At 66.3% G+C, this 22,973-nt stretch carries 20 protein-coding genes and 1 tRNA gene; 13 read left to right on the plus strand and 8 right to left on the minus strand.

Going from position 1 to position 22,973, the window contains the following annotated elements:
- Positions 1–13: 13 nt before the first annotated feature.
- A complete protein-coding gene (locus ACVMB1_RS34425) occupies positions 14–475 on the plus strand; it encodes a MarR family winged helix-turn-helix transcriptional regulator (RefSeq protein ID WP_057020441.1) in 462 nt (153 codons plus the stop codon).
- A gap of 56 nt (positions 476–531) precedes the next feature.
- Here the strand turns inward: ACVMB1_RS34425 and ACVMB1_RS34430 are convergent, their stop codons facing one another.
- The 3 genes from ACVMB1_RS34430 to ACVMB1_RS34440 form a co-directional block, all read right to left on the minus strand.
- Complete coding sequence (locus ACVMB1_RS34430; protein ID WP_076833793.1) at positions 532–723, minus strand: GIY-YIG nuclease family protein; 192 nt, start codon at positions 721–723, stop codon at positions 532–534.
- Between the two features lie 154 nt (positions 724–877).
- Positions 878–953: transfer RNA gene (locus tag ACVMB1_RS34435), tRNA-Ala, on the minus strand.
- 95 nt (positions 954–1,048) lie between these two features.
- The gene (locus ACVMB1_RS34440; protein WP_057020408.1) at positions 1,049–1,456 is read right to left on the minus strand and encodes a TIGR02300 family protein; all 408 of its coding nucleotides are present in this window, start codon (positions 1,454–1,456) and stop codon (positions 1,049–1,051) included.
- A 145-nt stretch (positions 1,457–1,601) separates the two neighbouring features.
- Between ACVMB1_RS34440 and aroA the strand changes: the two genes are divergently transcribed.
- The 12 genes from aroA to ACVMB1_RS34500 all read left to right on the plus strand — a co-directional run bounded on the left by aroA (position 1,602) and on the right by ACVMB1_RS34500 (position 14,196).
- The gene (gene aroA / locus ACVMB1_RS34445; protein ID WP_057020409.1) at positions 1,602–2,939 is read left to right on the plus strand and encodes a 3-phosphoshikimate 1-carboxyvinyltransferase; all 1,338 of its coding nucleotides are present in this window, start codon (positions 1,602–1,604) and stop codon (positions 2,937–2,939) included.
- On the plus strand, positions 2,936–3,565 hold the full coding sequence (gene cmk / locus ACVMB1_RS34450; RefSeq protein ID WP_057020410.1) for a (d)CMP kinase: 630 nt from the start codon (positions 2,936–2,938) through the stop codon (positions 3,563–3,565). Before aroA ends, cmk begins: the two co-directional genes overlap by 4 nt.
- Positions 3,566–3,959: 394 nt before the next feature.
- Entirely contained in the window at positions 3,960–5,669 is a 1,710-nt protein-coding gene (gene rpsA, locus ACVMB1_RS34455; RefSeq protein ID WP_028337539.1) for a 30S ribosomal protein S1, read from the plus strand.
- Positions 5,670–6,134: 465 nt separating this feature from the next.
- Positions 6,135–7,112: a signal peptide peptidase SppA gene (gene sppA / locus ACVMB1_RS34460; RefSeq protein ID WP_057020411.1), complete on the plus strand. Its 978-nt coding sequence runs from the start codon at positions 6,135–6,137 to the stop codon at positions 7,110–7,112.
- Between the two features lie 174 nt (positions 7,113–7,286).
- Complete coding sequence (locus ACVMB1_RS34465; protein WP_016847379.1) at positions 7,287–7,616, plus strand: integration host factor subunit beta; 330 nt, start codon at positions 7,287–7,289, stop codon at positions 7,614–7,616.
- Between the two features lie 71 nt (positions 7,617–7,687).
- Entirely contained in the window at positions 7,688–8,074 is a 387-nt protein-coding gene (locus tag ACVMB1_RS34470) for a LapA family protein (protein ID WP_057020442.1), read from the plus strand.
- A 75-nt stretch (positions 8,075–8,149) separates the two neighbouring features.
- The gene (locus ACVMB1_RS34475) at positions 8,150–8,851 is read left to right on the plus strand and encodes a phosphoribosylanthranilate isomerase (RefSeq protein ID WP_057020412.1); all 702 of its coding nucleotides are present in this window, start codon (positions 8,150–8,152) and stop codon (positions 8,849–8,851) included.
- A 120-nt stretch (positions 8,852–8,971) separates the two neighbouring features.
- Positions 8,972–10,189, plus strand: a complete 1,218-nt coding sequence (trpB, locus tag ACVMB1_RS34480; RefSeq protein ID WP_076833794.1) for a tryptophan synthase subunit beta — start codon at positions 8,972–8,974, stop codon at positions 10,187–10,189.
- Positions 10,186–11,022: a tryptophan synthase subunit alpha gene (gene trpA / locus ACVMB1_RS34485; protein ID WP_076833796.1), complete on the plus strand. Its 837-nt coding sequence runs from the start codon at positions 10,186–10,188 to the stop codon at positions 11,020–11,022. Before trpB ends, trpA begins: the two co-directional genes overlap by 4 nt.
- A gap of 104 nt (positions 11,023–11,126) precedes the next feature.
- The gene (gene accD, locus ACVMB1_RS34490) at positions 11,127–12,068 is read left to right on the plus strand and encodes an acetyl-CoA carboxylase, carboxyltransferase subunit beta (protein ID WP_076833798.1); all 942 of its coding nucleotides are present in this window, start codon (positions 11,127–11,129) and stop codon (positions 12,066–12,068) included.
- Between the two features lie 95 nt (positions 12,069–12,163).
- Positions 12,164–13,408: a bifunctional folylpolyglutamate synthase/dihydrofolate synthase gene (locus ACVMB1_RS34495; protein WP_244558984.1), complete on the plus strand. Its 1,245-nt coding sequence runs from the start codon at positions 12,164–12,166 to the stop codon at positions 13,406–13,408.
- 47 nt (positions 13,409–13,455) lie between these two features.
- The gene (locus ACVMB1_RS34500; RefSeq protein ID WP_076833802.1) at positions 13,456–14,196 is read left to right on the plus strand and encodes a metallophosphoesterase family protein; all 741 of its coding nucleotides are present in this window, start codon (positions 13,456–13,458) and stop codon (positions 14,194–14,196) included.
- Between the two features lie 5 nt (positions 14,197–14,201).
- Here ACVMB1_RS34500 and ACVMB1_RS34505 read toward each other — a convergent pair whose 3' ends face one another.
- The 5 genes from ACVMB1_RS34505 to addB all read right to left on the minus strand — a co-directional run bounded on the left by ACVMB1_RS34505 (position 14,202) and on the right by addB (position 22,958).
- The gene (locus tag ACVMB1_RS34505; protein ID WP_076833804.1) at positions 14,202–14,660 is read right to left on the minus strand and encodes a DUF2231 domain-containing protein; all 459 of its coding nucleotides are present in this window, start codon (positions 14,658–14,660) and stop codon (positions 14,202–14,204) included.
- 83 nt (positions 14,661–14,743) lie between these two features.
- Positions 14,744–15,808: an ATP-dependent DNA ligase gene (locus ACVMB1_RS34510; RefSeq protein ID WP_283805983.1), complete on the minus strand. Its 1,065-nt coding sequence runs from the start codon at positions 15,806–15,808 to the stop codon at positions 14,744–14,746.
- Positions 15,809–15,904: 96 nt separating this feature from the next.
- Positions 15,905–16,225 (minus strand): thioredoxin, encoded by a 321-nt coding sequence (trxA, locus tag ACVMB1_RS34515; protein WP_016847387.1) that lies wholly within the window; start codon positions 16,223–16,225, stop codon positions 15,905–15,907.
- Positions 16,226–16,341: 116 nt separating this feature from the next.
- Entirely contained in the window at positions 16,342–19,818 is a 3,477-nt protein-coding gene (addA, locus tag ACVMB1_RS34520) for a double-strand break repair helicase AddA (protein WP_076833808.1), read from the minus strand.
- Complete coding sequence (addB, locus tag ACVMB1_RS34525) at positions 19,812–22,958, minus strand: double-strand break repair protein AddB (protein ID WP_076833810.1); 3,147 nt, start codon at positions 22,956–22,958, stop codon at positions 19,812–19,814. The genes addA and addB overlap by 7 nt, the downstream gene beginning before the upstream one ends.
- Positions 22,959–22,973 lie beyond the last annotated feature (15 nt).

The raw sequence follows: 22,973 nt of genomic DNA on the forward strand, positions 1-22,973 counted from the left end.
TTCGATGGGAATCATGGCCAGGAAACCGACGGCCGCGGATCAGGCGCTGCGGCTCGACAATCAGATCTGCTTTGCGGTCTATTCGACCGCGCATGCCTTCAACCGCGTCTACAAGCCGCTGCTCGACCGGCTCGGGCTGACCTATCCGCAGTATCTCGTGATGCTGGCGCTGTGGGAGCGCGACGACGTCGCGGTGAAGGACCTCGGCGAGCGCCTGTTCCTGGATTCCGGCACGCTGACGCCGCTCTTGAAGCGGCTGGAGGCGGCGGAGTTGATCAAACGGACCCGCAGCACCGCGGACGAGCGGGTGGTGCTGATCGCGCTGACGCCGCAGGGCCACGCGCTGCGCGAAAAGGCCAAGGCCGTGCCGCAGTCGATCCTCGCGGCCTCGGACTGCACCGTCGGCGAACTGATGGCGATGAAGGACGAGATCGTCGCGCTGCGCGACCGGCTGAATGCGGTGCTGGGGGAGTAGGGGCGGTCGGGGCGGTTAGAGGCGCTTCTTGGCGAAGGCGCGGCCGGATGCGGACTTCAGATATTTTCAAAAGCGACGGCCTGCTTCTCGTCGCTGAAAGCGACGTAGGTCTTGAGCCGCCACGGTCCAAATTTGGATGTATGGGGCACTTCCCCGGCATTGTGCTTAGCCAGTCTAGCCCGCAGATCGGTAATCCGGACATAGAAGTGCAGGCAATCAAGGCTCTCGAGAATGTAAACGTATTTCATCTGTTCCCCCCAACACACGGCTGATGGGGTGGATGCTAACGCATTCGGATTTCGGAGAGAGCCCGGCTCCGCCCTTTGGGCTACGCCGCGGCAGCCTTCGCTCACTTCGCTACGATGGACTATCCGGGCTTGCCGAGCCGAAGCTCGCGAAGGCTGGTGGAGCCAGGCGGGATCGAACCGCCGACCTCTTGCATGCCATGCAAGCGCTCTCCCAGCTGAGCTATGGCCCCTTATCCAGTTGGGATGATCCTGGGGGATCGATCCCGGTCCGCGCGGCCTGGACGACTCGCGCGGCAGCACCGTTGATCATAGATCGGCGCCGATCTCAAGTCTCTTCGTCGCCTCCGACGTCACCAATGATGTCGGTCACGTCCTCATCGCCCTCTTCCTCGTCGGCGATGAAGGTCGAATCGTCGTCGTCATCGTCGTCGATGGTCTCATCGACCTCGATATCGTCCTCGGATTCGGGAACCTGGGCCTTGACCTTCCCGGTGTTCTCCTCGGCATCGGCCTCCTCGAGCGAGACCATCTCCTCGGCCTCGGCGGGCTCCGGCATGTCGGCTGCGGTCGCAGGCGAACTGACGGTGGCGCCACGGCCCCGCGGCGGGGCGATCGGCGCGATCGGCACGACTTCGCCGGTATAGGGCGAGATCACCGGATTCTTGTTGAGGTCGTAGAACTTCTTGCCCGTGGTCGGGCAAATGCGCTTGGTTCCGAGCTCGGACTTGGCCACGTGGTAATCCCAGAATTTTCCTGAAAAACGGAGCTTCACTTGGCTAGTTGAGGAGCCGCTGTCAATAGCGGTCTGCGCGCATTTGACGGGCGCGTGACGCGGTGTTGCCTATGTGATACCTGCCGCGACGCGAGAGGACACAATCTTGGCCCATTCTGACACCCCGACCTCGCTGGAATCGCGCGCGTGCGGCCCCCTGGCCGGCACGGTCCGCGTTCCCGGCGACAAATCGATTTCCCACCGCGCCCTGATCCTGGGGGCGCTTTCGGTCGGCGAAACCCGCATTTCCGGCCTCCTGGAGGGCGAGGACGTCCTCAATACCGCCAAATCCATGCGCGCGCTCGGCGCCAAAGTGGAGCGGTCGGCGCCGTTTACCTGGTCGGTGTCCGGCGTCGGGGTCGGCGGCTTCGCCCAGCCTGCCGCGCCGCTCGATTTCGGCAACTCCGGCACCGGCTGCCGGCTGGTGATGGGCGCGGTGGCCGGTTGCCCGATCGCCGCCATTTTCGACGGCGACGCCTCGCTGCGCTCGCGGCCGATGCGCCGCATCCTCGACCCGCTGGAGCTGATGGGCGCCCGAACCAGCGACATAAGGGAGGGCGGCCGGCTGCCGCTCACCCTGCACGGCGCCCGCTATCCGGTGCCGATCGTCTACAAGACGCCGGTCGCCTCGGCCCAGATCAAGTCCGCGGTGTTGCTGGCGGGGCTCTCCGCGCCCGGCATCACGACGGTGATCGAGCAGGAGGCAAGCCGCGACCACACCGAGCTGATGCTGAAGCATTTCGGCGCCGAGATCTCCTCCGAGCAGGAAGGCAGCCACGGCAGGCGAATCTCGCTGCACGGCGAGCCCGAGCTGCACGGCGCCAACGTCGTGGTGCCCGCCGATCCGTCCTCCGCGTCATTCCCGATCGTGGCCGCACTGATCGTCGAAGGGTCCGATGTCGTGTTCTCAGACGTGATGACCAATCCGCTGCGCACCGGCCTGTTCACCACGCTGCGCGAGATGGGCGCCTCGATCGAGGAGAGCGATGTGCGCGGCGATGCCGGCGAGCCGATGGCGCAGCTGCGTGTGCGCGCCTCGAAGCTGAAGGGTGTCGAAGTGCCGCCGGAGCGCGCGCCGTCGATGATCGACGAGTATCTGGTGCTGGCGGTCGCGGCCGCCTTCGCCGAGGGCACCACGACCATGCGCGGCCTGCAGGAGCTGCGCGTCAAGGAATCCGACCGCCTTGAAGCCACCGCCGACATGCTGCGGGTCAACGGCGTCAAGGTCGAGGTCTCCGGCGACGATCTGATCGTCGAGGGCCGCGGCCATGTTCCAGGCGGCGGCCTCGTTGCCACGCATATGGATCACCGCATCGCGATGTCGGCGCTCGTGATGGGCTGCGCCTCCGATCGGCCGGTGAAAATCGACGATACCGCCTTCATCGCCACCAGTTTTCCGGATTTCATCCCGATGATGCGCGCGCTCGGAGCTGATTTCGCATGATCATCGCCATCGACGGACCCGCCGCCTCGGGCAAGGGCACGCTCGGCAAGCGGCTCGCCCACCACTACGGCTATCGTCATCTCGACACCGGCGTGATCTACCGTGCGGTGGCCTATGCGATGATTCAAGCTGGTGCCGAGCTCAGCAACGAGGTGCTGGCCGTGGCCGCGGCGCTCGAGCTCGACCCCGAAAAGTTCGGCAATCCGATCCTGAAGACCCAGAAGGTCGGCGATGCCGCCTCCGTGGTGTCGGCGATTCCGCAGGTTCGCGAGGTGCTGGTGAACTTCCAGCGCCAGTTCGCCGCCGATCCGCCCGGTGCGGTGCTGGATGGACGCGACATCGGCACTGTGATCTGCCCGGATGCCGACGTGAAGATCTTCGTGGTCGCCGACCCCCGCGTGCGGGCACGGCGGCGCACGCTGGAGGCGCGCGCCCGCGGCGAGGACGCCGACGAAGAGGCGGTGCTCGCCGACATCCTCAAGCGCGACGAGCGAGACAAGAACCGGGCGATTGCGCCTCTGCGGCCGGCTCCGGACGCCCACACGCTGGACAATTCAAATCTGGACATTGAGGCCGGCGTCCGCGCCGCCATCGCCATCGTCGAGGCGGCGCGCGCCAGGCGCTAGAATCGCGGGCCGCCGCGGCGCTCTCGGCCCGAAAACCCAGCAAAATTGGGCATTTCCTGCTTGCCGAAAGTCGCATGCAGGGCTATATCAGCGCCGTTCGGAGCAGCATCGACGATGTCGAGGCCGTGTCTGAGCGGGCCGGCGATGGGTTTGAGCTATTCCTCAAACGAAACCAACGCCGCATCTGGAGGAACGCCCGCTCCCAGGTCTTGCAGTCGATATTTTCGTTTCAGGCTCCGGATCAATCATACGTACCGAACGTGCAGTCTTGCTGCCGGCCCGCTGTTGCACCTCCTGCAATGAGCGGTCGTCAGGGTTTGCGGAACCCCGACACTTCACGCACGGTGCGCCCATCAACCCGAACGGCCGGCGAGATCCCGCATCTGGAGAACAAATGGTTTCGAATTCTGCGTCTTCCTATACTCCCACCCGCGATGACTTCGCGGCGATGCTTGATGAGTCCTTTGCCGGCGGCAATTTGCAGGAAAGCTCGGTCATCAAGGGCAAGGTGGTTGCAATTGAGAAGGACATGGCCGTCATCGACGTCGGCCTGAAGACCGAAGGTCGCGTTGCGCTGCGTGAGTTCGCCGGCCCCGGCCGTGAAAGCGATCTCAAGGTCGGTGACGAAGTCGAGGTGTTCCTCGACCGTATCGAGAATGCGCTCGGCGAAGCCGTGCTGTCGCGCGACAAGGCGCGCCGCGAGGAAAGCTGGGGCAAGCTCGAGAAGGCGTTCCAGAACAACGAAAAGGTCAACGGCGTCATCTTCAACCAGGTAAAGGGCGGCTTCACGGTCGACCTCGACGGTGCGGTGGCCTTCCTGCCGCGCTCGCAGGTCGACATTCGTCCGATCCGCGACGTTGCGCCGCTGATGAACAATTCGCAGCCGTTCCAGATCCTCAAGATGGACCGCCGCCGCGGCAACATCGTGGTGTCGCGCCGCACGGTTCTCGAAGAGACCCGCGCCGAGCAGCGCCAGGAGCTGGTGCAGAACCTCGAAGAGGGTCAGGTGATCGACGGCGTGGTCAAGAACATCACCGATTACGGTGCGTTCGTTGATCTCGGCGGCATCGACGGCCTGCTGCACGTGACCGATATCGCCTGGCGCCGCGTCAACCACCCGACCGAGGTGCTGACCATCGGCCAGACCGTCAAGGTCAAGATCATCAAGATCAACCACGAGACGCACCGCATCTCGCTCGGCATGAAGCAGCTCTTGGATGATCCGTGGCAGGGCATCGAAGGCAAGTACCCGCTGGGTGCCCGCTTCACCGGCCGCGTCACCAACATCACCGACTACGGCGCGTTCGTCGAGCTCGAGCCGGGCATCGAAGGCCTGATCCACGTCTCCGAGATGTCGTGGACCAAGAAGAACATGCACCCCGGCAAGATCGTTTCGACCTCGCAGGAAGTCGAAGTGCAGGTGCTGGAAGTGGATTCGGTCAAGCGCCGCATCTCGCTCGGTCTCAAGCAGACCATGCGCAATCCCTGGGAAGTCTTCGTCGAGAAGTTCCCGGTCGGTTCGGTGGTCGAGGGTGAGGTCAAGAACAAGACCGAGTTCGGTCTGTTCCTCGGTCTCGAGGGCGATGTCGACGGCATGGTCCACCTCTCCGACCTCGACTGGAAGCTTCCGGGCGAGCAGGTCATCGACAACTTCAAGAAGGGCGACATGGTCAAGGCCGTGGTGCTCGATGTCGATGTCGAGAAGGAGCGCATCTCGCTCGGCGTCAAGCAGCTCGAAGGCGACCCCTTCGCCGAGCCGGGCGACGTCAAGAAGGGCGCGGTCGTGACCTGCGAAGTGCTCGAAGTGAAGGAGAGCGGCATCGAGGTCCGGATTTCGGGCACCGAGTTCACCACCTTCATCAAGCGGTCCGAGCTGGCCCGCGACCGCAACGACCAGCGCGCCGAGCGCTTCGCCGTCGGCGAGAAGGTCGATGCCCGCGTCATCCAGTTCGACAAGAAGGCCCGCAAGGTGCAGGTCTCGATCAAGGCGCTGGAAGTCGCCGAAGAGAAGGAAGCCATCGCGCAGTACGGCTCCTCCGATTCGGGTGCGACGCTTGGCGATATCCTCGGCACCGCGCTGAAGAACCGCGGCACCGACAAGTAAGCGTTCGCGCGATTTGAGGCGAACAATCGGGGCCCCGGCGCAAGCCGGGGCCCTTTGCTTTGGGGCATCCGTAGCCCGGATGAAGCGAAGCGAAATCCGGGACTTTCTATCCGTGCTGCTGAAGCCTCCCGGATTACGCTTCGCTTCATCCGGGCTACGGATTTGTCTTCCCCTTCCCCCTGAAAGGGGGAAGGTCGGGATGGGGGTCAGCCGCAGGCGATGCTGTTTGCGGAGAGAGCAGATCCCCACCCGCTTTGCTCTGGCGAGCAAAGCGACCTCCCCTTTTCAAGGGGAGGTTAGGGCGCGGCTGGGATGAAGCGCACGTGCACCCGGGCTACGAGTGCCTCCGAATACCGGGCCTTGTTTTCTTCATATTGCGTCGCAATTGATGTATTTGGCTAAGCTGATAGTGACGCTGCGACTGCAAAACGCGCGGATTGCGCTGACCATTTCTGGAGAGATCGGATGTCGCTGGATTCGGACGTGATCGTCGATCGTCGCCGCATCAGGCGCAAACTGACCTTTTGGCGCGTCGCCGCCGCGGTCATTGCGATCGCGGCCATCGTCGGCGTGGGCGTGGTCGCCGCCGGCGGACGCGGCACCTTTTCGACATCGAACACGATCGCGCGGGTCAATATCGACGGACTGATCCGCAGCGACCAGGATCGCGTCGAGGCGCTGGAGCGGCTCGGCAAGTCGAGCTATGCGGCTGTTGTCGTGCACATCAATTCGCCCGGCGGCACCACCGCGGGCTCCGAGCAGCTTTACGACTCGCTGATGCAGCTGAAGGCGAAGAAGCCGCTTGTCGTCGTGGTCGAGGGATTGGCCGCCTCGGGCGGCTACATCACGGCGATCGCCTCCGATCATATCGTCGCCCAGCAGACCTCGCTGGTCGGCTCGATCGGCGTTCTGTTCCAGTATCCGAACGTTTCGGAGTTGCTCAAGACTGTCGGCGTGAAGATGGAGGAGATTAAATCTTCCCCGCTGAAGGCCGCGCCCAACGGCTTCGAACCCACCAGCCCGGAGGCCCGCGCCGCGATCGACGGTCTCGTCAAGGACTCCTATGCATGGTTCCGTGGATTGGTGAAGCAACGGCGCGGCATGGACGATGACCTGCTGGAGAAGGTCGCGGACGGTCGCGTCTTCACCGGCCGGCAGGCGGTCGATCTCAAGCTGGTCGATCAGCTGGGGGACGAGAAGACCGCGATCGCCTGGCTGGTTGCCGAGAAGAAGGTCAAAAGCGACCTGCCGGTGCGCAATTACAAGCTTAATCCGCGGTTCGGCGACCTGACCTTCCTGCGCACGGCGGCGTCCGTGACGCTCGATGCGTTCGGTCTTGGCGCGATCGCGCGGCGGATCGAGCAGGGCGGCGTGGCCGAGGCGGTCGACCGGTTCGGGCTTGACGGCATGCTGGCGCTGTGGAGCCCGGCTGGAACCAACTGATCGGCTGCCAAAGGCGTGCTCGTCAGGCTATTCCCGCTTTGCGGGAATCGCCGCATGCCCCAATTGGGCTATTTGTCACGTGATTTCACGACGCCCTAAATCGATTTAGCGTCTTGACAGTGCACGGCATTTTCACGGAAATGGGTTTCCGCAAGAGCCCGGATCCCACTTTCGATGATCAAATCCGAACTTGTTCAGCGTATCGCCGAGCACAACCCGCACCTCTATCAGCGGGATGTCGAGAACATTGTGAATGCGATTCTCGATGAAATCGTCGCAGCGCTGGCACGTGGCGACCGTGTCGAGTTGCGCGGTTTTGGCGCATTCTCGGTGAAGCACCGCCCGGCGCGCGCCGGCCGCAATCCACGCACCGGCGAGCATGTGCCGGTCGACCAGAAGAGCGTGCCGTTCTTCAAGACCGGCAAGGAAATGCGCGAGCGCCTCAACCGCGACGTGACCGAGGCGGGCGCCGCCAAGGTCGATGCGCCCAAGGCTGATGCTTAAGGCGCGACGTCAGGCGTTGCCGTGTTGCGGGCGATATGCCCGCATTTGCTCCATCGCTGCGAGAGATGGTCATGCGAAAGTTCTTCACGGCAGTGGTCGTCGTTCCGCTCGGTCTGATCTTCATCATTTTTGCAGTCGCTAACCGTCACTGGGTGACGGTGTCGTTTGATCCCTTCAATTCGGTGACCCCGACGGTTGCGGTCACGCTGCCGTTGTTCGTCGTCATCATCGCCTCCGCGATCCTGGGCGTGCTCGCGGGCGGCATCGGAACCTGGTTCAAGCAAGGGCGCTGGCGCCGCGCGGCCCGGCAGCACGAGGCTGACGCCCGCCATGTCCGCGCCGAGCTCGCCGACCTCAAGGCCGCCGCCTCCCGGGACGACGCGCAGCGCCGTTCGGCCCCGGCGCAACTCGGCTTTTACGGGGCCGCCGGGCGAGACAAGCAGGGCGCGACGTTGTAGAACCCGCCCCACCGGACCAGGGTTCACCCCGGTTCCGGTCGCCCGACAACCCGTTTTGAGACCTGTTTCGAGACCATGCCCCTGCTCGTCAAAATCTGCGGCCTGTCCACGCGCGAGACGCTCGACGTCGCGCTTGAAGGCGGTGCCGATATGGTGGGGTTCGTATTCTTTCCGCCGTCGCCGCGTCACATCAGCCTCGAGACCGCGCGCGAGCTTGGCAGCCGCGCCAAGGGCCGCGCCGTCAAGGTCGCCCTCACCGTCGATGCCGACGATGCGATCCTGGAAAACATCGTCGAGACGCTGCGGCCGGATATCCTGCAATTGCATGGCAAGGAGACCACGGCGCGGCTGCGCGACATCAAGGCGAAGTTCGGCCTGCCGCTGATGAAGGCGCTGCCGGTCGAGACGTCGGCCGACCTTGCGCCGCTGCCGGGTTATGCCGGTGTCGCCGATCGCATCCTGTTCGATGCCCGCGCGCCGAAGGATGCCACGCGGCCGGGTGGCCTCGGCGCGCCCTTCGATTGGCACGTGCTGGAAAATCTCGATCTTGCGCTGCCCTACATGGTCTCCGGCGGGCTCAACGCCGACAACGTCACTGAAGCCGTCCGCGTCACGCGCGCCGGCGGCGTCGATGTCTCGTCGGGCGTCGAGCGCATGCCCGGTGTCAAGGATCCCGAATTGATCCGCGCCTTCATCCGCGCCGCGCGCGCAATCCAGCCTTCTTCACCTCTCCCCGTTCACGGGGAGAGGTCGACCGCGCAACGCGCGGGCGGGTGAGGGGCGCTGCAACGATGATCGAGCAATTGGAGAAACCCCTCACCCCAGCCCTCTCCCCGCAAGAGCGGGGCGAGGGAACGGAAACAGCGCCGCAAGCCGGCAAGAAGAACTGATGGTTCGATGAATCCAAACCTGCCCAATTCCTTCCGCAGCGGTCCCGACGAGCGCGGGCATTTCGGCATTTTCGGCGGACGCTTCGTTGCGGAAACGCTGATGCCGCTGATCCTCGATCTCGAAAAAGCCTATGCCGACGCCAAGGCCGATCCGGCGTTCCAGGCCGAGATGAATGTCTATCTGAAGGATTATGTCGGCCGGCCCTCGCCGCTCTATTTCGCCGAGCGGCTCACCGAGCATCTCGGCGGCGCCAAGATCTATCTGAAGCGCGAGGAGCTCAACCACACCGGTTCGCACAAGGTCAACAATGTGCTCGGCCAGATCATGGTCGCGCGCCGCATGGGCAAGAAGCGCATCATCGCCGAGACCGGCGCCGGCCAGCATGGCGTGGCGACGGCGACGCTGTGCGCGCGGTTCGGGCTCGGATGCGTGGTCTATATGGGCGCGGTCGACGTCGAGCGGCAGCAGCCGAACGTGATCCGCATGGAGATGCTGGGCGCCAAGGTCGTCCCGGTGCAGTCGGGCGCGCGCACGCTGAAGGACGCGATGAACGACGCGCTGCGCGATTGGGTCACCAACGTGCACAACACCTTCTATTGCATCGGCACGGTGGCGGGTCCGCACCCCTATCCGATGATGGTGCGCGACTTCCAGTCGATCATCGGCCACGAGACACGCAAGCAGATGCAGGAGGCCGAGGGCCGCCTGCCGGATTCGCTGATCGCCTGCATCGGCGGCGGCTCCAATGCGATGGGCCTGTTCCATCCGTTCCTCGACGATCCCTTGATCGAGATTTTCGGCGTCGAGGCTGCCGGTCACGGACTGACGCAGCTGCATGCCGCTTCGCTGGCCGGCGGCCGTCCCGGCGTGCTGCATGGCAACCGCACCTATCTCTTGATGGACGCCGACGGCCAGATCGAGGAAGCGCATTCGATCTCGGCCGGCCTCGATTATCCCGGCATCGGCCCGGAGCACGCCTGGCTGCACGAGACCGGCCGCGTGAAATATCTCTCGGCGACCGACGAGGAGGCGCTGGCCGCATTCCAGCTGCTGTCGCGGCTCGAGGGCATCATCCCCGCGCTGGAATCGGCGCACGCCATCGCGAAACTGTCCGAGCTCGCACCGCAGCGACCGAAGGATCACCTGATGGTGGTCAACCTCTCGGGCCGCGGCGACAAGGACGTGCCGCAGGTCGGCGACATCTTGAAGGCGAGGAAGAAGTGACCACCCGTATCGACGCACGTTTCTCCGAGCTGAAGCAGCAGGGCCGCTCCGCTTTCGTCACCTTCGTGATGGCCGGCGATCCCGACGCCAAGACCTCGCTCGACATCCTCAAGGCGCTGCCGAAGGCCGGCGCCGATGTCATCGAGATCGGCATGCCCTTCACCGACCCGATGGCCGATGGCCCGTCGATCCAGGCCGCCGGTCTGCGCGCGCTCAAGGGCGGCATGACGCTGCGCAAGACGCTGGCGATGGTCCGCGACTTCCGCAAGGAGGACAACGCCACGCCGATCGTGCTGATGGGCTACTATAATCCGATCTACATCTACGGCGTCGACCGCTTCCTGGCCGACGCCAAGACCGCCGGCGTCGACGGCCTGATCATCGTCGACCTGCCGCCGGAGGAAGATACCGAGCTCTGCATCCCCGCGATGAAGGCCGGGCTGAACTTCATCCGGCTGGCGACGCCGACCACCGACGACAAGCGGCTGCCGGCGGTGCTCGCCAACACCTCGGGCTTTGTCTATTACGTCTCGATCACCGGCATCACCGGCGCCGCGACGGCCGATTCGAAGGTGGTCGCGGAGGCCGTGGCCCGCATCAAGCGGCACACCAAGCTGCCGGTCTGCGTCGGCTTCGGCATCCGCACCCCGGAGACGGCGCGCGCGATCGCCGAGAACGCCAACGGCGCGGTGGTCGGCACCGCGATCGTCGATGTGGTGCGTGCCAATCTCGATGCCGAGGGCCGTGCGACGCCGAAGACGGTGAGCGCGGTGGCGGACCTGGTGTCGGCGCTGGCGCAGGGGGTCCGGGGCGCCAAGCAGGCCGCTGAATAAGCCACATTTTGCGGCAACAAGGCCGCCGATGGCGGCTTGCCGGGCTCGCCCGGCCCGCCATATATCCAGCTGGTGCGGAACCGATCCGCATTTCGGAGCGAACCATGAATTGGCTCACCAACGTCGTCCGGCCGAAGATCCGCAACATCCTGCGGCGCGAGACGCCGGAAAACCTCTGGATCAAGTGCCCGGATTCCGGGCAGCTCGTGTTCTACAAGGACGTCGAGGCCAACCAGTTCGTGATCCCCGGCTCGAACTACCACATGCGCATGGGCGCGGTGGCGCGGCTGAAGTCGATTTTCGACAACGAGACCTGGTTCGACGTCGCGCTGCCCGAGGTGACGGCGGATCCGCTGAAATTCCGCGACGAGCGCAAATATGTCGACCGCATCAAGGACGCCCGCACCAAGACCGGGCTGAACGACGCGATCAAGGTCGGCTACGGCAAGTTAGAAGGTGCCGGCGTCGTGGTCGCCGTGCAGGATTTCGATTTCATGGGCGGCTCGCTCGGCATGGCCGCCGGTGAAGCCATGGTGCGCGGGCTCGAACTCGCGGTCGAGAAGAAGTCGCCCTTCATCGTGTTCGCCGCATCCGGCGGCGCGCGGATGCAGGAAGGCATCTTGTCGCTGATGCAGATGCCGCGCACCACCGTCGGCGTGCAGATGCTGCGCGAGGCGCGCCAGCCCTACATCGTGGTGCTGACCAATCCGACCACCGGCGGTGTCACCGCGTCCTATGCGATGCTCGGCGACATCCAGATCGCCGAGCCCGGTGCGCTGATCGGCTTTGCCGGCGCGCGCGTGATCGAGCAGACCATCCGCGAGAAGCTGCCGGACGGCTTTCAGCGCGCCGAATATCTGCGCGAGCACGGCATGGTCGACATGGTGGTGCACCGCCACGACATGAAGGCCACGCTGGCGCGGCTGTGCCGCCTGCTGACCAAGGCGCCGGCGCTTGAATCCGCATCGAAGCCCAAGGCCGCGGTCACCGAGCCGGCCCAGATCGTCACGGCGCCTGAGACGGTGCCGGCCGCGCCGCACGCGTGACCGCAAGCGCCACCTCACCGCAAGCCTCGTTCGAGGCGTTGATCGCGCGGATATCGGCGCTGCATCCCAAGCGCATCGATCTCAGCCTCGATCGCATGCGCGGCCTGATGGAGCGGCTCGATCATCCCGAGCGCAAGCTGCCGCCGGTGATCCATGTCGCCGGCACCAACGGCAAGGGCTCGACCATCGCCTATCTGCGCGCGATTCTCGAAGCCGCCGGCCTGCGCGTGCACGTCTTCACCTCGCCCTATCTGGTGCGGATCAACGAATGCTACCGGCTGGGCGCCGTCGGCGGCGGCAAGCTGGTCGGCGACGAAGAGCTGCGCGAGACGTTCGAGCACTGCGAGCGCATCAACGCCGATAGTCCCATCACCATCTTCGAGATGGAAACGGCGGTGGCGTTCTGCCTGTTCGCCAAGCATCCGGCCGACGTCGCATTGCTCGAGGTCGGGCTCGGCGGCCGGCTCGATTCGACCAATGTGGTCGAGGCGCCGCTCGCCTCGGTGATCACGCCGGTCAGCATGGACCACATGGAATTCCTCGGCGACAATCTGACGGCAATCGCCGGCGAGAAGGCTGCGATCATCAAGCGCAAGGTGCCGGTGGTGTGTGCCGAGCAGGCGCCGGATGCGATGGCCGTGATTGAGGCGCAGGCGAACCGCATGCGCGCGCCGCTGCATGCGGCCGGCCAGCAATGGCATGTCGGCGTCGAGCGCGGCCGGCTGGTCTATCAGGACGAGCGCGGCCTGCTGGATCTCGCCGCGCCAAAACTGTTTGGCCGGCACCAGTTCGACAATGCGGGCCTTGCGATCGCGACCCTGCGCGCGATCGACGCATTCAAGCTCAACATCGCGGCCTTTGAAGCCGGCATCGTCAACGCGGAATGGCCGGCGCGAATGCAGCGGCTGGTTTCCGGCGCGCTGGTCGGCCAGGGGCCGCAGGGCTCCGAGGTCTGGCTCGACGGCGGACACAATGCCGAGGGCGGGCGCGTCGCGGCCGCGGCGCTCGGCGATCTCGAGGAGCGCGTGTCGCGGCCGCTGGTGGTGATCGTCGGGATGATGGCCAACAAGGATGCCGACGCATTCCTCGCCAATTTCGCCGGACTGACCCGCCACATCATCGCGGTCCCGGTGCCCGGCCGCGACAACGGCATGGCGCCGGACAGACTGGCTGACGCCGCGCGAGCGCTCGGCATGCGGGTCGAGATCGCTGATGGCGTCGACGCCGCCTTGCGGCGGCTTGCTGCGCTGGCCTACGAGGTGCCGCCGCGCATCCTGATCACGGGCTCGCTGTATCTGGCCGGTCCCGTGCTTGCGGCCAACGGCACGCCTCCTGCATAACAGGTGACGCGTCCCGGATGCGGTGCGCATGAGGGAGGACGAGCATCATGCGTTTTGCTGCGATCGCCGACATCCACGGCAACCATCTCGCGCTCGAAGCCGTACTGTCGGACATCCGCGCGCAGGGCATTTCCGACATCGTCGACCTCGGCGACATGGTGAGCGGGCCGCTCGACGCCCGCCCCACCATCGATACGCTGATGGCGCTCGATGCGGTCCATCTGCTCGGCAATCACGACCGCTACCTGATCGACCGCCCGCATGAGAAAATGGGCTCCTGGGAGCGGCTGACCTATACCCAGCTCGAGCCGCGGCATCTCGACTGGCTGCGCACGCTGCCGGCGAATTCGATCTATCGCGACGAAGTTTTCCTCTGTCATGCAACGCCCCAGAATGACGAGACCTACTGGCTCGAGACGGTGCTGCCGGGCGGCGAAGTCTGCATGTCCCCGCTGGAAGCGATCGAGGCGAGAGCGGCCGGCGTGCCGCAATCGCTGATCCTCTGCGCACACACGCATACCGCGCGCGCCATGCGACTTCGCGACGGCCGGCTGATCGTCAATCCCGGCAGCGTCGGCTCGCCCGGCTATCGCGCCGGCAAGCCGCATCCGCATGTCGTCGAGGCCGGTTCGCCCGATGCGCGCTATGCGATCCTCGAACAGGTCGATGGTGGCTGGGACGTAACCTTCCGCCACATCCCCTACGACCACGCAGCAATGGCGGCGCTGGCGCGGCAGCACGGCCAGGCCGAACTCGCCTCGGCGCTGGCGACGGGATGGATTCGCTGACTTGCCTAATGGATATGCGCCTCATCCGAGACGCCGACATGCTCGCGATAGACCATCTCCCAGCCCTTCCAGCCGGTGAACAGCAGGATCAGGACCACGATGAACGATAGCGCGAGACCGGTCGGCACGATGGCGGATGCGCCGTGCTCGAAGCGCAAATACCAGTTGTAGAGCGCGATCAGCACCGCGATGACATTGCCGCCGGCGTGCTGCCATGCATCGGAAAGATTGCGGACCTGATCGTCTCCGAGGAGATCGATCACGCCGGCGATGGCGGCGAGCGCGGCCATGATCAAGCCGATGCCAAGCAGCCAGAGCGAGGCGCTGGCCCAGAAGTCAGTGCCCGTCTTCCAGAAAGCGAGATCGGCAACGAAGGTCAAAACAAAGCATACGACTGGAAATGGAATAAGCATCGGATGGATAGGATGTCCCGCGACCTGCGCGGTTGATCTGGGGTTCGACATGGGTCCCTCCTGAGGGCCATTTGATCCCTCAACATGGACTGCCTGTCCGGGTTCCAATTCGCTGCACCGCAACGGCAGTGCCGTTATCCCCTCAACAGCTTCATCGGGTCGGCCGCCTTCTGCTTCAGTTGCTCGAACGAGCATTGCTTCGGCGCCTTGTCCGGACGCCAGCGCAGGATCGAGGTGCCGTGGCGGAAACGATCGCCACTGAAATGGTCGTAGCAGACCTCGATCACGAGCTTCGGCTTCAGCGGACACCATTGCGCCGAGCGCTCGGTCGACCACCGGCTCGGGCCGCCCGGCGCATTCCCGGTAAAGCCGGGCTTTGCAATCAACGGCTCGAGACGGTCGGTGAGCGCCGCCTTGTCCTGTTGCCTGATTGCGGAGGTGAAGCCGACATGATGCAACAAGCCGTCGTCGTCATAGAGGCCGAGCAGCAGCGAGCCGACCACTTGGCGGCCGCCGGTCCTGTTGGTGGCGTAGCGAAAGCCGCCGACCACACAGTCGGCGCTCCTGAACCTTTTGATCTTCTGCATGCCGTCGCGATTGCCGGCCTGATATGGCAGGTCCAGGCGCTTGGCGATCACGCCGTCGAAGCCGCCGCCGGATCGCGCCAGCCATTTCCCGGCAAGCGCGTAGCTTGTCGTCGCGGGAGACAACCGAACGCTGGAATTGGATTTCAATTGCGACCTGGCGAACGTCTCGAGCTGCGGTCGTCGTTCGCTCAAGGGCTGGCCGGAAAGCTTCTTCCTGGTTGGCGAGGCCAAGAGATCGAACGCCAGAAACAAGGCGGGCGTTTCCTGTGCCAGCCGCGTCACCCGGCTGGCGGCAGGGTGGATGCGCTGCAGGAGATCGTCAAAGGAGAACGTTCGGCCGTGCGGCACCACGATCTCGCCGTCGAGCACGAATGACGTTGCCTTCACGCTCAGCGCCGCGGCGACCAGCTCCGGGAAATAGCGGCCGAGATCTTCGCCGGATTTCGAGCGCAGGTCGACTTTGCGGCCTTCGCGTTTCAGCAGGCAGCGGAAGCCGTCCCACTTGGGTTCGTACTGCCACTCCTTCCCGCGCGGGATGGCATCGACCGAGCGCGCCTCCATCGCGACGAGCGGCGTGGACCTGGAAGCGGGCTTTTGACGCGGGGAGGGCAAGTGCCGGGACCTTCAAACGCAACACACACGGTCCCAACGCAAACGGCCGGCGAATCCGCCGGCCGTGCACGAATTTATTAATCAGAAGAAGCGGGATCAGACCGCAGCGGTGATCCACTGCTGCAGCTTGGCCTTCGGCGCGGCGCCGACCTGACGGGACGCCATCTCGCCGCCCTTGAAGATCATCAGGGTCGGGATCGACATCACGCCATACTTCGACGCCGTCTTCGGGCTCTCGTCGACGTTGAGCTTCACGATCTTGACCTTGTCGCCCATCGCGCCGGAAATCTCATCGAGAGCGGGCGCGATCATGCGGCAGGGGCCGCACCACTCGGCCCAGAAGTCGACGACCACCGGCCCGGTCGCCTTGAGCACTTCGGCTTCGAAATCGGCGTCAGAAACCTTGCCAACGGCCATGTGAATACCTCGTTCGGTTGAGACAAAAGGGCGCGGTTGGGAATCGCGCCCGGGAGCATGGGTCAAACCTATGAACGCCCCCTTGCCGGGTCAAGCGTGCTCACGCCGACATGAACTTATGCCAGGGCAGCGTCCAGCGCGGAGGCGGAAATCTCCATGATTTCAGTCGTTTCGGTCCAGAGCAGGGCGGCCCGCACGGGCAGCTGGGGATAAAGCCTGGCGAGCACCGCGCGGTATAGCGCGAGCTGCCGGACATAGCCCCGCGGCGCCTCGGCTGCCGTCTTGGGCGGAGCATGGTTGGTCTTGAAATCGACGATCAGGACGTCGGTTGGCGTCACCACCAGGCGGTCGATCTGGCCCGACACCAGCGCCTTCGGCTGGCCCGGCCGCTCCAGCCGCCCGACGATCGAGACTTCCGCGCGGCTGCCCGGCGCGAACACCGCGGCAAAGCGCGGATCGGCGATCAGGCCGAGCACCTGATCGGCGAGCGCGACCTGCTCCTGTTCGTTCCAGCCGTCGGCATTGCGCGCGAGGTAGCCGAGCGCGGCGGCGCGCCGCCGCTCGAGCGCGACGTCGGGCAGCGACTGCAGCAGGCGATGTACCAGCGTGCCGCGTTGCAGGGCGCGGGCACGCAGCAGCACCGATTCGCCGGTCCGGATCGGATGGCTGTCGTCATCAGCCGGATCTGACGGACGCAGCATGCTCGCCGCCGATGCTTCCGGTGCGGCCGCAGCACGCAGCCAGGACGGCAATGCGATCGGCACCGCGGCCGCTGACGCTGTCGCACCGGTGAGATCGGCGACGTCATCCGGCCGCGAATAGCGCATCACCTTGCCGCCTGGCGTCTCCAGCTCCTCGAGCTTGAGCCCGGAATTGGCGAGCCCCTTGGTGATCAGATCGTACCAGGACGATTTCCGCACCGTGTTCATGTTGCCGGGCATGCAGCCGCCGACGATCAGCCGGTCGGCGGCGCGGGTCATCGCGACATAGAGCAGGCGGCGATACTCGTCCTCGGTGTCGCCGAGCATCGCCTTGCGCGCCTCGGCGACGCCGGGCGGATCCTCGGCCTTCTTGCCGGCCCACACCACGACGCCGGGCGCGTTCGGCGCGGCATTGCCCTGCGGCAGATGGATCAGCCGCAGCCGCTGCGTGTCCGACGGCGAGGTCGTGGTGTCGACCAGGAACACCACCGACGCCTCGAGGCCCTTGGCGCCGTGCACGGTCATGACGCGGACCTCGTCGCGCGAAATCTCCATGTCGCGCTTCACCTCGGTGTCGGCGGCGCGCAGCCAGGCGACGAAGCCCTGCAGCGAGGCCGGCGCCTTGCGCTCATAGCTCAGCGCAAGCTCGAGGAATTCGTCGAGCGCGTCGTTCGCCTCATGGCCGAGCCGGCGCAGGATGCGCGCCCGCCCGCCATCGCCGCCGAGCAGCCAGGCGTAGAACGCGAACGGCGTCTCCTGGGTGAAGCGGCGCTCGCATTGTTCGAGACGGCGCAGCGCGGCCGAAAATTGCTCATCGGTGGGTGCCTGCGCGGCCAGTGCCTCGCGCAGCGAGCCGCGACGCTGGTACGCCAGCTTGAATAGATCGTCGTCGTCTAGGCCGAACAGCGGGCTCTTCAACGCCACCGCCAGCGCGAGATCGTCCTGCGGCAGCAACAGCGCATCGGCGAGGTTCATCAGGTCGATGATCGCGATGTGCTCGGTCAGCTTCAGCCGGTCGGCGCCGGCGACCGGGATGCCCGCGTGCTTCAGCGCCTGGATCACCGCGTCGAAGGCGTTGCCGCGCCGCCGCACCAGGATCAGCATGTCGCCGTAGCTGAGCGGCCGCCGTCCGCCGGTGCTGCCGGTCATGGTGCCGCTGGCAACGAGGCGCTTGATCTCGGCCTGGATGCGACGCGCCAGTTTCACCTCGGGGCTGGTCACCGACACGCCGTCGAACGGCGCGCGCCAGCCCTCGATATCCTGGCGATCGTCGGCCACGGCGAGATCCCAGAGCTCGATCTGGCTGGGGCCGGCATCGGCCATCGCGTTGTGGATCGGGTAGCCGTTCTCGATCGCATGAATGCTGCGGAAGATCTCCTGCTCGCGGAACACATGGTCGACCGAATGCAGGATCACCGGCCCCGAGCGGAACGAATAGGTGAATGACACCGGGTCGAATTTCAGCCCGGCTTCCTCGAACCGCCGCTTCAGCTCGCGCCGGCGCAGGTCGAATTCGCGCGGCGCCGCGCCCTGGAACGAGAAGATCGACTGCTTCTCGTCGCCGACCGCGAACACGGTGCGCACCAGGCCGTCGCGCGCGCCGGCGCCGGAGGTGAATTCCGAGATGATGTGCGCGACGATGTCCCATTGCCGCGGGCTCGTATCCTGCGCCTCGTCGATCAGCACGTGATCGACGCCGCGGTCGAGCTTGTAATGCACCCAGCCCGACGAGACGCGGTCGAGCATCGCCAGCGTCTTGTCGATCAGATCGTCATAGTCGAGCAGGCCGCGTTCCAGCTTCTCGCGCCGGTAGTGCGCGGCGGCCGCGGTCGCGATGTGGATCAGCGCCTCGGTGCGGTCGCGCGCGACCACGGCGCGGCGGCGCTCGATCAACGGACCGAGACGGTCGATCTCCGCCTCGAACCGACGGCCCGCGACCGCATTCTTCTTGATGAAACTGTTGGTGACGACAGACGCGCGCGGGGCGCGTTCATCGGTCAGGAAGACGCCGAGATATTCGTCGACCTGCGCTGCACCGGTGAAGGTCAGCGCGCTCCGCAGCCGTTCGGCCTGCTTCTGATCCGCCTTGCTGCTGGTATCGAGCAGCGTCGCCATCTCCTTCCAGCTCGCGCGCGGCAGGTTCGGCCCGTCGACGATCTCGCGCTCGACCTCCTCGATGCGATCATCGGCGGAGACGCCGAGCGCGGCCGACATCTGCGCTGCGGCGGCCGCGGCGTTGCCGGCGGCATCGGTCCAGGCCATGAAATGGTCGCGGCTGAGGCAGGCCTCGCGGACCACCTCCTTGAAAGTGACGTCGGCGGCATTTGCCATCGCCGTCCGCAGCGCGCGGCCGATCGGACTGTCGGGAATCCGCGAGGCTTCGAGGAACACCGCGAGATTGGCGCGCTCCATCATCTCGTTCTGGTCGCGGTCGTCGAGCACGGCAAAGCGCGCCGGCACGTTGGCCTCGAACGGAAACTGCTGCAGCAGGCGGGTGCACAGCGCGTGGATGGTCTGCACCTTCAAGCCGCCGGGGGTCTCCAGCGCGCAGGCAAACAGTTTGCGCGCCTCGCGCCGCAACGTGGCGGAAGGATGGGCAATGCCGGCCTCGCGGATCGCGGCGTCGAGCCCGGCGTCGTCGAGCGTCACCCAATGGCCGAGCGTCGTGAACACGCGCTCGGCCATGTTCGCGGCAGCCGCCTTGGTGAAGGTGATGCAGAGGATCTTTTCCGGCGGCACTCCCGACAGCAGCAGGCGGATGACGCGCTGCACCAGCACATGGGTCTTGCCCGAGCCGGCGTTGGCCGACACGAAGGTCGACGCTTTCGGATCGGACGCGCGCGCCTGCGCGTCGCGCACGGCGGGCGGAATCGGACGGGGCGCCTTCACCATTCCTCGATCCCCAGGCCGCCGGCGGCGGACCATTCCTTGATGCGTGCGAGGTCGTCATAGGCGCCGTAGCGGTTCGCCCACATCGAGAGGTTCAGCGAGGTGTAGGCCTGCTGCTCGTCGTCGAAGGCGCGGATCAGGGCCTCGAGCTTGCGCCGCGCGCTGTCGGCGGCCTCATCGGGCGGCTGCGGCGTGTCGTTGGTCTTGATCTTCAGCTCCAGCGAACGCTGCTCGCCCGGCGGATTGTTGCCGCTCAGCCTGACATAGACGAGGTCGCCGACCGAGGAGTCGGCCGGGATGTCGGCGAAGCCGCCCTCGCGCAGGATCGCGGCTTCCAGGGTGAGCTGCGGCGACAGGCCCATGCGCACCTGCTTGCCAGTCGGCGGCTGGCCGGTCTTGTAGTCGAGGATCGCAAAGCTGCCGTCATCGCGCCGCTCGATGCGGTCGGCGCGCGCCGAGAGCGTGAAGGTCCTGGCATCGTCGAGCGGGATGCCGATCTCGCCGCGGATCTCGGCCTTGATGGCCTCGATCTGGCCGCGCCGGGCCTGCTCCCATTCGGCAAACCATGTTGCGATGCGCTGGAAGCGCGGCCACCACAGCGCTCGCGCCTCGGGCCGCTCCATCAGCGGCGCAAAATATTTGGCCCCGATCTCGCGCAACGTGAGCAGGGTGTTGGCAGGCAGCGCGTCGGCATAGACCTGCGTGAACTCGCCGAGCGCCTCGTGGATCGCCGAGCCGCGATCGGCCGCCGACAACGGCATGTCGACGGGGTCGAGCGGATCGAGCCGCAGGATGTAGCGCGCATAGATCGTGTAGGGATCGCGCAGCCAGTCCTCGATCGCGGTGACAGACATCTTCAGCGGACGTGCCTCGCGCGGCGGCCGCGGCTCCGGCTGCGGGATCGGCTCGACCTTGTCGGGCCGGTCGAGCTCGGCGGCATATTGCACGTAAGTTTCGCCGGCCGATGTCGCGGCCTTCCAGCGCGCCTCGCCGGCGACCGCTTCGAGCCGATGCAGGAAGCGCGAGGCGACCGCCGGCGCACCGCCGACTTTTGCGGCGTGGGTGAGGATCACCTCGTCATGGCCGAGCAGCTGCGCAAAGTCGTGCGCGGAAAGCCCGATACGCCGCTCGGGAAGATCGAGCCCGAGCTCGTGCCGCATCGGCCGGCTCAGCCACGGATCGATCCGCGGCGCCGGCGGCCAGACGCCCTCGACCAGGCCGCCGAGGATGACGCGATCGGATTCGGTGAGACGTGCTTCGAGCTGGCCGAAGATGTTGAGCTGCGCGCGCGCCGATTCCGGCCGCCGCACCATGCGGTCGGCGAACGCGGTCTGGAACACCTCGGGATAATCGGCGAGCGGCGTCATCAGCCCGCTCGGCTGCTGCTTGGCGAGCAGCTCGTCGAACGCAGACGCCAGCGACGCACCGGCGCGCTCCTCGAACACGACGGCAACGCCGTTCTGGTCGCCGGACAGCGCGATCAGGGCCTCCCGGTGGCGCGCGGCCAACTCCGCGAAATCATAGGGTTTTGACGACGCCATGCCTTCGAGCGGCGCCAGCGCCGCCTGCAATCTGGCGATCAGGTCCTGCGCCCGGTTGAGCTCGTTGTCGCGCAGCCGGGCGCGCGGCTCCATGGCGTGCAGCGACGAGGTCTCGCCGCCGTGCAGTTTGACCAGCTCGGCGCGGAAGCGCGCGAAGTCGCGGGCGAGGCCGCCGGTCCCGGCTTGCGGCCGCGTGCCGCGGAGCAGCGCGATCTCCAGCACCTCGATCGCGCGCCGCAGCGCGCCACGCGAACCGCCGAGCCGGAACAGCGGATGCTTGAGCAGCGCGAGCAGCGTCGGCGGCTCCAGCCCCTTGGCCGCCGCCTCCGCGGTCAGGCGGGCGAACACGCCGGCCGGCGTCTCGATCAGCGCATCGCCGCCGGAATCGTCGAACTCGAGCTTCCAGCGCGTCAGCGACGCCATCACGCGGCGCGCCAGCGCGCGATCCGGCGTCACCAGCGCGGCCGATTTGCCGAGATGCCGCGCCTCGCGCATCGCAACCGCGATCGCCAGCGCCTCCATTTCCGGATTGGGCGCCTCGACCACGGTGAGGTTGGTCATCCCGGCGGAAATCCGCGCCACGATCTCCGGCCGTTCCAGCCGGTCGTGCCACTGCGCGGTCGCGGTCGAGGGACGCATCGTCTCCGACACCAGCACCTCGCGGCCGAGCGGCGCCGGCTCGGCAAGGCTCTCGACGTCGCGGCGCGTGATGCCGAAGCGGTCGAGCAAGGCGTGCATCGCGAATTGCGGATGGTTCGACGAGGGCGGCGTTACGAACCTGCCGTCGTCGCCGCGCTCGCCGCCGATCGTGTCCCAGGAGTCCTCGTCGAGATCGGTGTCGAGCCCGGGCAGCACCACGGCACCGTTCGGCAGCTTCGCCACCGCGTGCAGGAATTTCGCCGTCGCCGGCATCGAGCCGGTCGAACCGGCCGCGATCACCGGGCCCGCGTGGTGCGCGGTCAGCCGCGCCGCCTCCGCCTCGATCAGCAGATCGCGGCGCGCGGCGGGTTCGATCCGGCCGATCTCCTTGAGGTAGCTGGGCCAGGCGTCGCGCGCGATGCGCAGGAAGTCGAGCGAGTGCTGCCAGTATTTGTCGAGCTGGTCCGGCACCAGGCGGTCGAGCGCGCGCCAGTCGACGCGGCGCGTCACCATGTCGTCCATCAGCCGCGCCAGATCGCCGGCGAGTTGCAGCGTCGAGGCCGGCCCGCCGACCACCAGCGGCGCCGATACCGGCGTCTTCGCCCAGGCGGCGACCAGATGCGCCAGCGTCAGCCGGCGCTCGAGCTCGCCCAGCCTTGGCGGAATCTCCAGCGGCGCGGCGCCGCCGACGTCCTCGCTTTGGTCGGCGAAGGCGAGTTCGTCCTCATCGATGTCGCCAAGCGCGACGATGCGCGGCAGCACGGCGGCGTCCGACTTGAGCACATCGAGGAAGATTTCCCGCGCCAGCCGCCCGGCACGGCGGGTCGGCAGATACAGCGTGGCGTTGGCGAGCCTTGCCGGATCGCTCTGCGCCTCGAATCCCGCGACCAGCCGGCCATCGACCAGCGCCGAGATGACGGTCCGCAGGAACGGCGCAGAAACGGGAACACTGAAGACGCGCATGGGCTGCCTGATTCG

Source organism: Bradyrhizobium sp. USDA 4504 (genome assembly GCF_054063995.1).